We start from the raw sequence: 13,915 nt of genomic DNA on the forward strand, positions 1-13,915 counted from the left end.
GTAGATACTGTGAACGCCTGCAACTCTTTTAACTACTGTCACCTTTTCCGGCTCCCGGATGACAGGCACAACAACGACAGCGCCATCCGGTGCTGTCGTTTAATCCGGCACTCTTTCTTACGCTATCAACAACCATGCTGTGACGCATCGAACGCCTTTCCTGACTTCAGTACACCGTACGCCACCTGCGCCAGCTTTCGCATCATCGCCCCTATGATGACTTTTGCCCGCTTTCCGCTCTCTTCCAGCCTTTTCCTGAACGCTTTTCCCCACGCCGTATGGTACAGCGCCGATAATGCCGGCATGTATAACGCCTTGCGCAGTTGAACCGGCCCCGCTTTGCTCATCCGGCTCGCCCGCATCACGCTGCTGCCCGACTCATGCTGCACCGGCGTCAGTCCCGCATACGCCGCGAACTGCCGCGCTGTACCGAACTTCAGCTTCAGGCCCGTATACGCCAGCAGAACCGCCGCTGTTTTCTCCCCGATGCCCGGGATACTGTTCAGCAGCTTCCGCCGTCGTTTCATATCCGGGTCGTTATCCGTCAGGTCTTTTATCTGTTTTTCGATACGCGTCAGCTCCGCGCTCAGACATCCCAGCAGGATATCAATGCTGGCCAGTTGAACCTCCGGCGCGGTTTCCCGCCGGTTTTTCTCCTGCGTCTGCATCTCTGTCAGCGCCTGATGCCTTAACACCAGGGCTTTCAGTGCCCGCTCTGTCGGATGAGGGGCCTCCCAGGCTGACGGGCGTTTTTCCCGGCAGAAGTGAGCCAGCATACGGGCGTCCACTTTGTCAGTTTTACTGCGCAACCCCTCACTCTGTGCGAAAGCTTTACTGAGGGCGGGGTTGATGATGGACACGGTATACCCGGCATCACTCAGATGCGCGGCCGCGTCTTCCATGTAGGTGCTGGTGGACTCCATGCAGACATGGGCACGGTTCACGTCATGGCCGCGAAGCCAGCGGACCAGCGCTTCGTGTCCGGAGAGGGTATTATCAAATTTTTTACAACGATGCCGGCCATCAGGGCGAAGAATGTCGACATCCAGTTTAGCTTTGGCGACATCAATACCGATGAAGTGGAGTTCATTTTCCATAGTGAAACCAACCTTGCAAATACGGGTTACCGGTGAAAGCCGGTCCATGATACTGTCCGGTTTATCACATGAGAAAGAACGGCGGTCCGGTGCAAAGGATCTACGGAACAGGCGCGAAAGCCTAAGCCCGGACACGGCATCCGGACCGCCATCAGAGAGAACTGGCCGGTTCTTTCTGATGGAGTAATCATACAAGCCCGGACAGATGCGCAGCATCGCCTCCGGGATCGATCTCTTACGCCAACAGTTTCTCCACCAGCGCCGTCCACAGCGCCACGCCGTGCGGGATCAGCGCATCGTTAAAATCATATCCGGCGTTATGCAGCGGCTTTGACGCCGTCTCGCCATCGGTGCCAATCCAGAAATAGGCGCCCGGGCAGGCCTCCAGCATGCAGGCAAAATCTTCCGAGGCCATGGAGGGATTGCCGTTCCAGCTCACCGCCGATTCCCCCAGCAGCGCGATCGCCACCTCGCGAACCTTTTGCGCTTCAGCCGGGTGGTTGGTGGTGACGGGATAACCGGGATACCAGGCGATTTTGCCTTCCACGTCTGATACCTGCGGCTGGGCGGCGACATAGCTTTCAATCAGCCCCCTGACCCGCTCACGCACCTGGTTATTCAGACAGCGGAAGGTTCCGCGCAGCACCACTTTATCCGGCAGCACGTTGATCGCCTCCCCGCCTGAAATCTGGGTAATGCTTACCACCGTGGATTCCTGCGGCGACAGGCGGCGCGACGGAATGGTTTGCAGCGCCATAATCAGCTGCGCCGCGGCGACAATCGGGTCCGCCCCGCGCTCCGGCATCGCCGCATGACAGCTCTTGCCGGTCAGGGTGATTTCAAACGCATCGAGAGAGGCCATCATCGCCCCGCTGCCGATCGCCACCTGGCCCAGCGGCATACCCGGCCAGTTGTGCAGCGCGTAAATGGCATCCATCGGGAAGCGCGCAAACAGCCCCTCTTCCACCATCTTACGCGCGCCGCCCAGGTTCTCCTCAGCGGGCTGGAAAACAAAGTGAACGGTACCGCGAAAGCGGCGGGTTTGCGCCAGATGCGCCGCTGCCGCCAGCAGCATCGCGCTATGGCCGTCGTGGCCGCAGGCGTGCATCACGCCCGGATTGCGCGATTTATAGTCGACATCGCTCTGCTCGGCGATCGGCAGCGCATCCATATCGGCCCGCAGGCCAATTACCGGACCCGGGCCGTTCTCCAGCGTCGCGACCACGCCGGTACCCGCCAGCCCGCGATGCACCTGAAGGCCAAATGAAGCGAGCAGTTCAGCGACCCGGCGGGAGGTTTCCTGTTCCTGATACCCCAGCTCAGGGCAAGCATGAAAATCACGTCGCCAGCGCATGGCCTCGGCGATCAGTGAAGAGGATACTGCCATGTCATACTCCTTTCCTGCACAGCATCAGCGCTGAACGAGTGTGTTATTCAATAAAATGGGGCTACAGGTAGTCCGCCAGCCTATTGGTTATATCCTTTCGCCTGCTCGCTGACAACTGCCGCCAAACCCTGCATCAACGCGCCTTTGCGCGGCATCCCGCCTGCACTGCATTTTTTTGTAGTCATATCAACGGTGACATAAGGCGTGCGATTAATTATTATGCAGCTATACTGGCGTTTTGCCGAATAATTCACTCTACAGACCTCCTTAACCGGAAATAAAATGTTCAACCCAGAGCAGAATCGTCTTGCCCCCACGCTGGCGATGATCATGGCGGCTTCATTAGTGGGATTTATCACCGGATACACGGTACCCTTAATCAGTCTGGAGCTGGCGCAGCAGCAGATTGATACCGTTTACGTCGGCCTGCTGGCCGCGCTACCGCCAGCGGGGATGATGATCTCCTCCTTCCTCTCGCCCGCGCTGTGCCGGCGCTTTGAGATGGGGCTTCTGCTCTCCGTCAGCCTGGTGGCGCTGGCGGCGGCAACCATCGCCTCCTGCCTGTCGTTTGATATGGTTCATCTCCTGCTGCCGCGGCTGGTTACCGGCCTGGCGTCGGGGGTGATTATCGTCATTGGCGAAAGCTGGATCACCGGCGGCGCGGCGGGGAAAAACCGGGCAACCCTGACCGGCATTTATGCCTCCGCCTTTACCGGCTGTCAGCTGGCGGGACCGCTGCTGATCTCCGCCGGAGAAGCGTATCAATCATGGACTTTGCTGCTCGTCGGGCTGGTGACCCTCGCCTGCCTGCTGATGCTCCGCCATTTGCCCTCCGGCAGCCGCGAACGGCTGGCGGAACGCGCCAGCTGGCGCAGCCTCGGCGCCTTTTTGCCGGTACTGGCTTCCGGCGTATTCTGCTTCGCCTTTTTCGATGCCAGCATACTGGCGCTGCTGCCGCTTTACGGTATGGATAAAGGGCTGAGTGAAGTGACGGCGGTACTGCTGGTCACGGTGGTATTAACCGGCGATGCGCTATTCCAGGCGCCGCTGGGCTGGATTGCCGACCGCTTCGGTATCCGCCGCGTACATCTGACCTGCGCGGTGGTCTTCTGCCTCGCCCTGCTGGCCTTACCATTCCTGCTGGCGTCGCATATCCACCTGATTGTCGGCTGCCTGCTTCTCGGCGCCGCGGCGGGGGCGCTCTATACCCTGTCGCTGGTCCGCGCCGGGAAGACCTTCTCCGGGCAGAAGCTGATTATGATCAACGCCCTGCTGGGATTCTTTTGGTCCGCGGGGAGCGTGGCCGGGCCGGTGGTCAGCGGATTGCTGATCAGCGTCGCGGGGTATGATGGTCTGCTGATGACGCTGTTTGTCAGCGGCGCGCTGTTCCTGCTGATTCAGTGCCTGGGTAAAAGCGAAAAAGCGCTGCTGGCGGACGAACGCGAGCGCGAAGAAGAGATGGATGATATTAGCGAGGCGGCGCGGTAACGCTTAAGGGCAGTCACGGTTCGGCAGAACGAAAGCGCCCTCATCGTCCGCGCAAGGTCTTCTCCCCGGCAGCGCAGTCGCGCGCCGGGGTCGTTATTAATTACAGCACTTTACTTAAAAACGCGGCGGTGCGCGGGTTAGTCGGCGCGCTAAAGATCTGCGCCGGTTTCCCCTCTTCCTGAATGATGCCCTGGTCGATAAAGATAACCCGGTCGGCCACTTCGCGGGCAAAGCCCATCTCGTGGGTTACGATTACCATGGTCATCCCTTCGCTGGCGAGGTTTTTCATCACCTCCAGCACGTCGCCCACCAGCTCAGGATCGAGCGCCGAAGTGGGCTCATCAAACAGCATAATCGATGGCTTCATCGCCAGCGCGCGCGCGATGGCCACCCGCTGCTGCTGGCCGCCGGAAAGGCTGGAGGGCCAGGCGTCGCGCTTGTCGCTCAGCCCGACCTTCGCCAGTAGCTCTTCCGCCAGACGCACCGCCTCCGCGCGCGCCGTGCCACGCAGGCTCATCGGGGCCATAATCAGGTTTTCCAGCACCGTTTTGTGCGGGAACAGATTGAAGCGCTGAAAGACCATGCCGACGCTTTCCCGCATCTTATTCAGATCGGTGGCGCGATCGTGGGCAGCAAAGCCGTTCACCTCAACCTCGCCTTCGCTGACGGTTTCCAGCGCGTTCATGCAGCGCAGAAAGGTGCTTTTCCCGGAACCGGACGGGCCGATAATACACACGACTTCCTGCGGCTTAATATCGCAGCTGATGCCGCGCAGAACGTGGCTGTCGCCGAAGCGCTTGTGTAAATTACGAATGTGAATCACTTTTGCCAAACCTCTTTTCCAGACGGTTAACCAGCTGCGCCAGCAGGAAAGTAATAACCCAGTAAACCAGGGAGATGGTCAGGTAGGGTTCCCAGTAGGTGGCGTAGGCGCCGGAAACGGTGCGCGCGGCGTAGGCCAGATCCGCCAGACCGATGGCCGACGCCAGCGAGGAGTCCTTAACGATGGCGATAGCGTTATTGCCCAGCGGCGGCAGAATGCGGCGAAACGCCTGCGGCAGAATCACCTGACGCATGGTTTTCCACCACGGCATACCCAGCGCGCGGGAAGCTTCCATCTGCCCCTTATCGATCGACTGGATCCCGGCGCGGAAGATCTCCGACACGTAGGCCCCGGCATTCAGCGTAATCGCCACGATACAGGAGAGAAACGCGCCGTAGTTTGAGCGCAGCTCGCGAGCGAAATCAGCGCTCATCATGCCGCTGGTCACCAGCAAACCGTCGCGGGGGTTGATAAACAGCGGCACCAGCGCGAAGTGCACCACCATAATTTGCACGAACAGCGGCGTGCCGCGAAACGCGCTGACGTAAAAGCGAACCGGAAACTGCACCAGGTAACGCAGAACGTATTTCCATACCCCATGCTCGGCTTTCGCCATGCGTCCCAGCCCGAGGGTCAGCCCCCACAGGGTGCCGAGGATCACGCAGATAATGGTACATTTAATGGTCATCAGGGCACCGTCCATAAACAGCGGACCGTACTCCTCAATGATCTCCCAACGGAATCCCGTCATAGCCCTTCCCTAAAAAATACGGCTATCGCCAGAGTCGATAGCCGTGATGAAAATAAAAATGCGAATTATTGCGCTGGCAGCGTCGGGACGTTCTCGTCGAACCAGGTTTTATAGATTTTGGCGTAGGTGCCGTCAGCGATGATTTTCTGTAAACCGGCGTTGATCTTCGCCTGCAGCTCGCTGTTGCCTTTCGCCACCGCGATGCCGAAATACTGGCGCTCAAATTTGGCATCCGGCACCAGCTTGAACTGCTTCTCCGGGTGCTGCTTGATGTAGTATTTCACTACGCCGACGTCGCCAACCGCCGCGCTCACGCCGTCTTCAAACAGCTCCTGCAGCATCAGCGGAGTATTATCAAAACGCTTGATCGCGGTACTGTTCTTGCCCAGCACGTCGGAAACCACGATATCGCCGGTGCTGGAGTTCACCACGCCGACTTTCTCGTTTTTCAGCGCCTCAAGGGAGGAGACCTTTGAATCCGCCGGCACGACGATGGACTGTTCGGCCGGGAAATAAGGGGCGGAGAAATCCACCATCTGCTTACGCTTATCGGTGATGGTGATCCCGGAGATAATAATGTCGCGGTCGCCGGTGTTGAGGGTGGCGAAGATCCCTTCCCACGGCGTATTGACCAGTTTGATATCAAAGCCTTCCGCTTTGGCGATCGCTTTGATGATATCGATATCAAAACCTTCCAGCTGTTTCTGGCTGTTCTCGAACTCAAACGGGCGATAGGTTCCGCCAGATCCCACCACGTAAGTTTGCTGAGCCGCGTGGGCGGTGCCGATCATCGCCGCCACCAGGCAGCATGCTTTCATCCACTTCTTAACCATAACAACTCCGTTTTATGCATTAATTTTGCATAAAAATACACACTGTCAGCATGGCATGCAACCGGAAACCTTCCCGACGGTAAATTATCTGCCGTTTAGCTTCGTTTACCGCCGGATTTCCCGATGGCCCGATGCAATTCATTGATCCGCTTCATCGATTTCACCGTTTTTTGCGGCGCGGTGGAGGCGACCGACAGCACGATCATCTCCAGGCAAACCAGCACCGTCCCGTGCAGCGGCACCCGCCCATTATCGCCGCCGCGCGGCACCTCAATCACCACCTGCGCCTCCTGGCTAAAGCGGGAGTCCAGCGCCTGGGTGAGTAAAATCGTCGGGATCCCCAGACGGCGGGCCTCGCGCAGGGTCGTCATCCCCTCCCGGTGCGGCGACTTCTGCCCCATCATAATCAGCACGTCGCCGCGCTGCAGGCCGATCAGCTGCTCGGCGAGGCTAAACCCGGTGCGGTTCATCACGTACGAAGGCAGGCCGATGCGGCTCAGCAGCCTGGCGGTATACTCCGCCAGAATGCCCGAGGCGCCGATCCCAAAAATCCCCACCTGGCGCGCGTCGGTCAGCAGCGCCACCGCCTGGGCCACCGCGGCGCGGTTGTCGGGGCGCGCAAGCACTTCGCAGGCCCGCTGATGCCCTTCCAGCACGAAATCGATGCTCGAATTAACGTCGCTGGATAAGGCGCTCACCGTGGAGATCATTTTTTCCGACGAGGTCGCCGACGGGCCGAACCAGCGCTCCATGGTCTGCTTCAGCTCCCGCAGTCCGGCAAAGCCGAGCGCCTGGATGGCGCGCACCACCGTGGCGTCCGAGGTGTTGGTCGCGCTCGCGATTTCCATGGCCGTGCGCTCCAGCACCGCTTCCCGGTTTTCGTTGATATAGCTCACCACCGCCAGCAGACGCGGAGACAGCTGATGCGCGCGGGCGCGAAAACGTTCGCCGAACAGGTCAACCCGCCCCTTCTCTCTTTTGACCACCGTTTTCATTTCAGCCCCTCGGGCAAAGGACGACCGGCAATGTGCGACTGTACCTGGGCGACCATCAGCGACAGCGCGGCGTAGGAGTTAGAGATAACCTCCTCGCGCGGCAGCAGTATATAGCGCCCGGTACGGCAGGCGCGCATAAAGTCGCACCAGCCCGGCATCACGCCCTCCATCGCCCGCAGCTCATCCTGCGGCCTGCCGCCGGTATCGGAGCGCCAGGTGGCAAACACAAAATCGGCATCCAACTCCGGTAGCTGCTCGGCGCTGACGTCAATACGCTGGCCATCGGGGATGTTGTCAATCAGCGGCGGGAAGCGGAATCCGGCATCGCGCAGCACGCGTCCCAGCGCATGATAGGCGTGATGCACTGTCACCTTGCCGTTGTTGGCCTGAATCACCGAGACTACGATGTTTTGCGTATCCACCATTGCCTTTAGCTGGGCTATCTGCGCCTGATAGCGGCGTTCGAGGATTAAGAGCCGCGGCTGGGTGCCGGTGAGCTGCGCCAGCTTGCGGTAGATGCGCGGCGCGCTGCCCTGCAGGTGGTCGATGCTGACCGTTGGCGCAATCTTCTCCAGCTGCTCCACCGAAACGTGGCGGCTGGGCTCGGTAATAATCAGGTCCGGTTTCGCGGCGGCCACCGCTTCGAGATCGATATCCGCCGTGCCGATAAACCGAATTGCGCTGTTATCGAAATCAACCCCGGTCAGCTGTGCGCTGGCGCGTAAAAAGTGGCTGCCGTCCGGACGCGTCCTCCCGTGGCTGGCCACCGGCGGGACGCCAAGCTCGATCAGCGGGATGGTGATATCCAGATCGTGCATCGACACAATGCGCTGCGGGTGCAGCGGAACGGTCACCGTACGACCCAAATCATCGGTGAAGGTTTGCGTATCGGCGGCCGAGGCGACGCCCGCCAGCAGCACCAGCAGAGAAACGAACCAACGCATAGCGATCCTTATTGATTTACAGGGCGTCACGACGACGCCAGAGCAGAACGATAAAAAACGGACAGCCGACCAGCGCGATGACGATCCCAGCGGGGATCTGCAGCGGCGCGAACGCCAGTCGGCCAATGGTATCGGTGGCTAACACCAGCAGCGCGCCAATTAACGCGCTGCCGCAGAGCAGCGCCACCTGGCCGCCGCGCAGCAGAAACCGCGCCATATGCGGCGCCATCAGGCCAACGAAGCCGAGGCTTCCGACGCAGGAAACGCTGGCGGAGGTCAGCAGCACCGGCGCGAAAAAGCGCAGCAGGGTTAGCTGCTGCAGGCGTACGCCGAGACCGATAGCCGTGCGGTCGCCGAGCAGCGCCGCATCGGCGGCCCTGGCGGTCAAAAAAAGGATCAGCGCCCCGGGCAGCGCCCAGCAGAAGGCGACGGCCAACAGCGGCCAGGTCGCCGCGTGCAGGCTGCCCGCCAGCCAGATCATCGCCGTTTGAACATCGCGCACGTCGGCGGTGGTCATAAAAATGCCCACCGCCGCCGCCAGCGTCCACGACACGCCGATGCCGATGAGAATAAAGCGCGGGCGCGAACAGTCGCGGGCCAGCGCCAGAACCAGCAGCGCCACCAGCACGCCGCCGAGCATTCCCGCCAGCGGCCGCCAGACCAGGCCCACCGCCGGGAAGAACAGCACCAGCGCCAGAACGACAATACTGGCCCCCTCCTTCACCCCGATAAGCCCGGGATCCGCCAGGCCGTTGCGGGTAATGCTCTGCATCGCCGCGCCGGCCAGACCGAGCATCGCCCCGCACAGCAGCGCCATAAACAGCCGCGGCAGGCGGATATCAAAGAGGATAAATCGCTGCTGTTCGTCCACGATGTCCGCCCCCCGCAGCGCACGGAACAGGGTACCGGAGGGCATCGGGAAGCTGCCGCGGGTCAGGCCAAACAGCGCCAGCAGCACGATGACGAGCAGCGCGACAGCGGCGATTTTTACCGCCGCAGGGCGCAGCAGAATGTGCCAGCGGCCGCAGGTCAGCGGCCGAAAGCCGGCGCGACGGACGGCGCTTTTCATTTAAAAAACCTCGCGGCGATAAAAATAAATACCGGCGCCCCCACCAGCGCGGTCATCGCGCCGGTTGCCAGCTCCTGGGGCGCAACCAGGGTACGAGCGGCGATATCCGCCAGCAGCAGCACCAGAGCGCCAACCGGAGCGGCCAGCGGCAGCGCCAGGCGAATATCTTCGCTAATCAGCCGGCGCACCGCGTGGGGGACCACCAGCCCGACAAAGCCGATCGGCCCGGCCACCGCCACCGCCGAGCCGCACAATAGCGCAATGGCGGTCAGCCCCAGCAGGCGGGTCTGAACAATCTTTACCCCCAGCCCCAGCGCGACCTTATCGCCCAGCGCCAGCACGTTAAGACGCGGCGCGATGACCAGCGCGATCGTCACTCCCGCCAGCGCCGGGAGCAGCGCAGCGCGCAGCGTTTGCCAGTTCAGCCCGGCAAGATCGCCCGCCAGCCAGGTGCGCATCGCCAGCAGCGTTTGTTCATCGAGGATCAGAATCGCCGCGGTGACCGCCGAGGCAAAGGCCGACAGCGCCACCCCGCACAGGGTAATGCGCAGCGGCGTGACGCCGCCCCGCCCGGACGACGACAGCAGCATCACGCCGCCAAACAGCAGCGCCGCGCCGCAGGCGGCGGTGAGCGGTCTGGCTAACGCCACGCCGCCGAGGCTGACTCCCAGCGCCGATGTCGCCACTACCGCCAGCGAAGCGCCGGCGTTAAGGCCGAGAATATGCGGCTCGCCCAGCGGGTTGCGGATCACGGTTTGCAGCAGCAGCCCCGCCACGCCGAGCGCCCCGCCGGTGAGCAGCGCCGCCGCGAGACGTACCAGGCGTAAATCGACAATAATTCGGTGGTCAAAATTGCGCGGATCGTAATGGAGCAGCGCCTGCAGCACCGTTGGCGGCGCAATCCAGCGCGCGCCGAGCCCGAGATGCACCAGCGAGCCGCCCAGCAGCAGCAGGCTCAGCAGTACCAGCGCCAGCCGGGGGCGGGATTGTCGGCGCGGCAGCAGCAGCGCGGAGGCGCTCATAACGCTTTCTCCTCACGGGCGCGGAACGGCATAAAAAAGGGCTTACCGGTCTGCGGGTTGAGCGACATCTGCACGTCCACGTCAAAGACGGTTTTGATCAGCTCCGGCGTACAGATTTCCTGTTCATTAATCACCCCGGCGATCTGCCCTTTTTTAAGAAACACCAGCAGGTCGGCGTAGTTCACCGCGAAGTTCAGATCGTGCAGGACGGTGACCACCGTGCGGCCGTGATCGCGGGTTAAGGTTTGCAGCAGTTCAAGGATGTCGACCTGATAGCGCAGATCGAGCCAGGTGGTGGGCTCATCCAGCAGAATCGTCGCCGTTTGCTGGGCGAGAGCCATCGCGATCCAGCAGCGCTGACGCTGGCCGCCGGAGAGGCTATCAACCGCCAGGTGGGCAAACTCTGCGGTACCGGTGAGCCGCAGCGCCTCTTCTACCGCCCGTTCATCGGCCTCGGACCATTGTCGCATCAGCCCCTGCCAGGGGTAGCGCCCGCGCGAAACCAGTTCAAAGACCGTCAGCCCTTCCGGGGTCAGCGGCGATTGCGGCAGAATCCCCAGCCGCCGGGACACCTCCCGGGTCGGCATCTGGTGAATCACCTCGCCGTCCAGGCGTACGCAGCCCCCCAGCGGCTTGAGCATCCGGGCGATAGTCGACAGCAGCGTCGATTTCCCCGAGCCGTTGGCGCCGGCCAGTACCGTCATTTTCCCGTGGGGGATGGTCAGATGAATATTGTCGACAATTAGCGTCTGGCCATATCCGGCCGACAGGGAATCAAGGACGATCCCCTGCTCTGCAGGCAACACCCGCTGTGGCATAACTCGCTCCCGCGCCGCAACGGCGTGGCGCCTGGCCCGCTCGTTCCGCACTCAAACAAAAATAAATCTCATTCTCTTTTGATCATGCGGTGGATGAATGTAGTAGTCAATACCCTATGATGGCGCCGGCCGCGCGGGTTTACTACTAAAACCTGCACAACATAAAACGCCTTTAATAATCAATTAAAACAATAAGATATGTAATTTTCACCCAGCCCATTCCTCTCTAATTGATTGATTATTTGTTTCGTCAGTTTTTTATCTTACATAACATTTACTACTACATGCCTTCATGATTGAATGATTCTCAATTACATATCTGGCGCGCGTTGCGGCGTAAAAAACAGCCAGGTTTATTTTTCAGGGCAATGATTTTATTGGCTTTACCTCTCCGCAAAGGCGAGGTTCGTTCACGAGACACAAAAATGATTCCACTCAATGTCCCTTATTCGGCATTAAAAGGGCGTGCGCTTTTTTCACTGATTTTTTTCACCTCACCGGGATTATTGGCAGCGGTTAATAGCGCCGATAAAACAAAGAAAACCGCTGACGAGACCATAACGGTCGTGGCCGACGGCACTCGGCAACGCGCCACCCAGGGATATCAGCCGGTCAATACCTCGACCGCCACGCTGACGACTATGCCGATGCTGGATATTCCGCAGGTGGTCAATACCGTCAGCGAGCAGGTGCTCGAGGATCAGCATGCGACGAACCTCGACGAAGCGCTGTATAACGTCGCCAACGTGGTACAAACCAATACCCTCGGCGGGACCCAGGACGCCTTCACCCGCCGCGGCTTCGGCGCTAACCGCGATGGTTCAATCATGACCAACGGCCTGCGCACCGTGCTGCCGCGCAGCTTCACCGCCGCCACCGAGCGCGTCGAAGTGCTCAAAGGCCCGGCCTCAACGCTGTACGGTATTCTCGACCCCGGCGGATTAATCAACGTGGTGACCAAACGCCCGGAGCGCAGCTTCGGCGGCTCCGTCTCCGCCACCTCCACCAGCTTTGGCGGCGGTACCGGCCAGTTTGACGTCACCGGCCCCATCGACGGGACGCCGCTGGCATATCGGGTAATTGGCGAATATCAGCATGAAGATTACTGGCGTAATTTCGGCAAACAGAAGAGCAGCTTTATTAACCCCTCCCTGACCTGGTTCGGCGAGCGGGCGACGGTGAACGTCTCATATTCGCACCGTGACTACAGTGCCCCATTCGATCGCGGCACCATCTTCGATCTGAACACCGGCCATGCGGTGAACGTCGATCGCAAAACGCGTTTTGATGAACCGTTTAATATTACCGACGGTTATTCCGATCTCGCGCAGCTGAATGCCGAATACCGTCTCAGCGACGCCTGGACCGCCCGCTTCGACTACAGCTACAGCCAGGATCATTACAACGACGATCAGGCCCGGGTAATGGCCTACGACTCGGCGACCGGCAACCTGACCCGCCGCGTCGATGCCACCCACGGCTCCACCCAGAAAATGCACACTACGCGGGCGGATTTACAGGGTAACGTGGTCATTGGCGGTTTCTACAACGAGATCCTCACCGGCCTGGCCTATGAGAATTACGATTTGCTGCGCACCGATATGATCCGCTGTAAGAACGTCAAGGGTTTCAATATCTATAATCCGGTCTACGGTACTGTTGGCAAATGCTCCAGCGTTTCGGCATCCGACAGCGACCAGCGTATTCAGCAGGAGAGCTACGCGGGCTACCTCCAGGACGCGCTCTATCTTACCGATAAGTGGATTGCCGTCGCCGGGGTGCGCTATCAGTATTACACCCAGTACGCCGGCAAGGGCCGCCCGTTTAACGTCAATACCGACAGCAGCGACCAGAAATGGACGCCGAAAGCGGGCCTGGTGTATAAGCTGACGCCGTCCGTCTCCCTGTTCGGTAACGTGGCGCAGTCGTTTATGCCGCAGTCCTCCATCGCCAGCTATATTGGCAATCTGCCGCCGGAAGAGTCCACGGCGTACGAGCTGGGCGCGAAGTTCGATCTGTTCAACGGCGTCACCGCCAATATCGCGCTGTTTGATATTGATAAGCGCAACGTCCTCTACACGGAATCCGTGGGCGATGAGACGGTGGCAAAAACCGCCGGTAAAGTGCGCTCCCGCGGCGTCGAAGTGGACGTGGCCGGGTCGCTGACCGATAACCTCAGCGTTATCGCCAGCTATGGCTATACCGATGCGAAGGTCACCGACGATCCGGATTACAAAGGCAAACCGCTGCCGAACGTGCCGAAACACAACGGTTCGCTGTTCCTGAGCTACGACATTCACAATGTCTACGACAGCAATACGCTGACGGTGGGGGGCGGCGGTCGCGCGGTGAGCAAACGTTCCGGCACCAACGGCGCGGATTATTATCTGCAGGGCTATGCGGTGGCGGATGTGTTTGCGGCCTATAAGATGAAGCTGCAATATCCGGTGACGCTACAGGTTAACGTGAAAAATCTGTTTGATAAGACCTACTACACCTCCTCCATCGGCACCAACAACCTCGGTAACCAGATCGGCGACCCGCGGGAAGTGCAGTTTACGGTGAAGATGGATTTTTAAGCCTTATCCCAGTCCCGGATCGCGGCGCCTTACCCGGGCTAGCACACTGTAGCCCGGGCAAGGCGCGGTCCTACCGCGCCAACCCCGGGAATCCCCGCCAAACGGTCAG

General features: G+C 60.2%; 13 protein-coding genes. 2 read left to right on the forward strand and 11 right to left on the reverse strand.

The window, feature by feature from the left end; all coding sequences use genetic code 11:
* Positions 1-125: 125 nt before the first annotated feature.
* The 3 genes from HMPREF1144_RS19345 to HMPREF1144_RS33365 all read right to left on the reverse strand — a co-directional run bounded on the left by HMPREF1144_RS19345 (position 126) and on the right by HMPREF1144_RS33365 (position 2,738).
* Positions 126-1,097, reverse strand: coding sequence for an IS110 family transposase (locus tag HMPREF1144_RS19345; RefSeq protein ID WP_009651684.1), 972 nt, complete (start codon positions 1,095-1,097; stop codon positions 126-128).
* A 235-nt stretch (positions 1,098-1,332) separates the two neighbouring features.
* Positions 1,333-2,484, reverse strand: a complete 1,152-nt coding sequence (locus HMPREF1144_RS19350; RefSeq protein ID WP_009653762.1) for a M20 aminoacylase family protein — start codon at positions 2,482-2,484, stop codon at positions 1,333-1,335.
* Positions 2,485-2,564: 80 nt separating this feature from the next.
* Positions 2,565-2,738 (reverse strand): hypothetical protein, encoded by a 174-nt coding sequence (locus HMPREF1144_RS33365; protein WP_009653723.1) that lies wholly within the window; start codon positions 2,736-2,738, stop codon positions 2,565-2,567.
* A gap of 28 nt (positions 2,739-2,766) precedes the next feature.
* On the opposite strand from HMPREF1144_RS33365, the gene HMPREF1144_RS19355 reads away from it, so the two are divergent.
* The gene (locus HMPREF1144_RS19355; protein ID WP_009653726.1) at positions 2,767-3,972 is read left to right on the forward strand and encodes an MFS transporter; all 1,206 of its coding nucleotides are present in this window, start codon (positions 2,767-2,769) and stop codon (positions 3,970-3,972) included.
* 100 nt (positions 3,973-4,072) lie between these two features.
* Here the strand turns inward: HMPREF1144_RS19355 and HMPREF1144_RS19360 are convergent, their stop codons facing one another.
* From HMPREF1144_RS19360 to HMPREF1144_RS19395, 8 genes are all read right to left on the reverse strand, one after another.
* A complete protein-coding gene (locus HMPREF1144_RS19360; protein WP_004851660.1) occupies positions 4,073-4,795 on the reverse strand; it encodes an amino acid ABC transporter ATP-binding protein in 723 nt (240 codons plus the stop codon).
* Positions 4,779-5,546, reverse strand: coding sequence for an amino acid ABC transporter permease (locus tag HMPREF1144_RS19365; RefSeq protein WP_004102832.1), 768 nt, complete (start codon positions 5,544-5,546; stop codon positions 4,779-4,781). Before HMPREF1144_RS19365 ends, HMPREF1144_RS19360 begins: the two co-directional genes overlap by 17 nt.
* 65 nt (positions 5,547-5,611) lie before the next feature.
* Positions 5,612-6,379: a basic amino acid ABC transporter substrate-binding protein gene (locus HMPREF1144_RS19370; RefSeq protein WP_004851663.1), complete on the reverse strand. Its 768-nt coding sequence runs from the start codon at positions 6,377-6,379 to the stop codon at positions 5,612-5,614.
* A 95-nt stretch (positions 6,380-6,474) separates the two neighbouring features.
* Positions 6,475-7,374, reverse strand: coding sequence for a MurR/RpiR family transcriptional regulator (locus tag HMPREF1144_RS19375; protein WP_009653759.1), 900 nt, complete (start codon positions 7,372-7,374; stop codon positions 6,475-6,477).
* Positions 7,371-8,318 carry an ABC transporter substrate-binding protein gene (locus tag HMPREF1144_RS19380; protein WP_004851667.1) on the reverse strand — a complete coding sequence of 316 codons (948 nt, stop codon included), beginning with the start codon at positions 8,316-8,318 and terminating at the stop codon, positions 7,371-7,373. Before HMPREF1144_RS19380 ends, HMPREF1144_RS19375 begins: the two co-directional genes overlap by 4 nt.
* 16 nt (positions 8,319-8,334) lie before the next feature.
* Entirely contained in the window at positions 8,335-9,387 is a 1,053-nt protein-coding gene (locus HMPREF1144_RS19385) for a FecCD family ABC transporter permease (protein WP_009653732.1), read from the reverse strand.
* Positions 9,384-10,409, reverse strand: a complete 1,026-nt coding sequence (locus HMPREF1144_RS19390; RefSeq protein WP_004851672.1) for a FecCD family ABC transporter permease — start codon at positions 10,407-10,409, stop codon at positions 9,384-9,386. The genes HMPREF1144_RS19385 and HMPREF1144_RS19390 overlap by 4 nt, the downstream gene beginning before the upstream one ends.
* Entirely contained in the window at positions 10,406-11,227 is an 822-nt protein-coding gene (locus HMPREF1144_RS19395; RefSeq protein ID WP_009653743.1) for an ABC transporter ATP-binding protein, read from the reverse strand. The genes HMPREF1144_RS19390 and HMPREF1144_RS19395 overlap by 4 nt, the downstream gene beginning before the upstream one ends.
* 506 nt (positions 11,228-11,733) lie before the next feature.
* On the opposite strand from HMPREF1144_RS19395, the gene HMPREF1144_RS19400 reads away from it, so the two are divergent.
* A complete protein-coding gene (locus HMPREF1144_RS19400; protein ID WP_085954995.1) occupies positions 11,734-13,806 on the forward strand; it encodes a TonB-dependent siderophore receptor in 2,073 nt (690 codons plus the stop codon).
* The last annotated feature ends 109 nt before the right edge of the window (positions 13,807-13,915 follow it).

Source organism: Klebsiella sp. OBRC7 (genome assembly GCF_000293135.1).
Classification (GTDB): domain Bacteria; phylum Pseudomonadota; class Gammaproteobacteria; order Enterobacterales; family Enterobacteriaceae; genus Klebsiella; species Klebsiella michiganensis.

Coding starts and splice junctions, on each gene's coding strand:
- HMPREF1144_RS19345 (WP_009651684.1), bottom strand. CDS start 1,097: ATGGAAAATGAACTCCACTTCATCGGTATTGATGTCGCCAAAGCTAAA.
- HMPREF1144_RS19350 (WP_009653762.1), bottom strand. CDS start 2,484: ATGGCAGTATCCTCTTCACTGATCGCCGAGGCCATGCGCTGGCGACGT.
- HMPREF1144_RS19355 (WP_009653726.1), top strand. CDS start 2,767: ATGTTCAACCCAGAGCAGAATCGTCTTGCCCCCACGCTGGCGATGATC.
- HMPREF1144_RS19365 (WP_004102832.1), bottom strand. CDS start 5,546: ATGACGGGATTCCGTTGGGAGATCATTGAGGAGTACGGTCCGCTGTTT.
- HMPREF1144_RS19370 (WP_004851663.1), bottom strand. CDS start 6,379: ATGGTTAAGAAGTGGATGAAAGCATGCTGCCTGGTGGCGGCGATGATC.
- HMPREF1144_RS19375 (WP_009653759.1), bottom strand. CDS start 7,374: ATGAAAACGGTGGTCAAAAGAGAGAAGGGGCGGGTTGACCTGTTCGGC.
- HMPREF1144_RS19380 (WP_004851667.1), bottom strand. CDS start 8,318: ATGCGTTGGTTCGTTTCTCTGCTGGTGCTGCTGGCGGGCGTCGCCTCG.
- HMPREF1144_RS19385 (WP_009653732.1), bottom strand. CDS start 9,387: ATGAAAAGCGCCGTCCGTCGCGCCGGCTTTCGGCCGCTGACCTGCGGC.
- HMPREF1144_RS19390 (WP_004851672.1), bottom strand. CDS start 10,409: ATGAGCGCCTCCGCGCTGCTGCTGCCGCGCCGACAATCCCGCCCCCGG.
- HMPREF1144_RS19395 (WP_009653743.1), bottom strand. CDS start 11,227: ATGCCACAGCGGGTGTTGCCTGCAGAGCAGGGGATCGTCCTTGATTCC.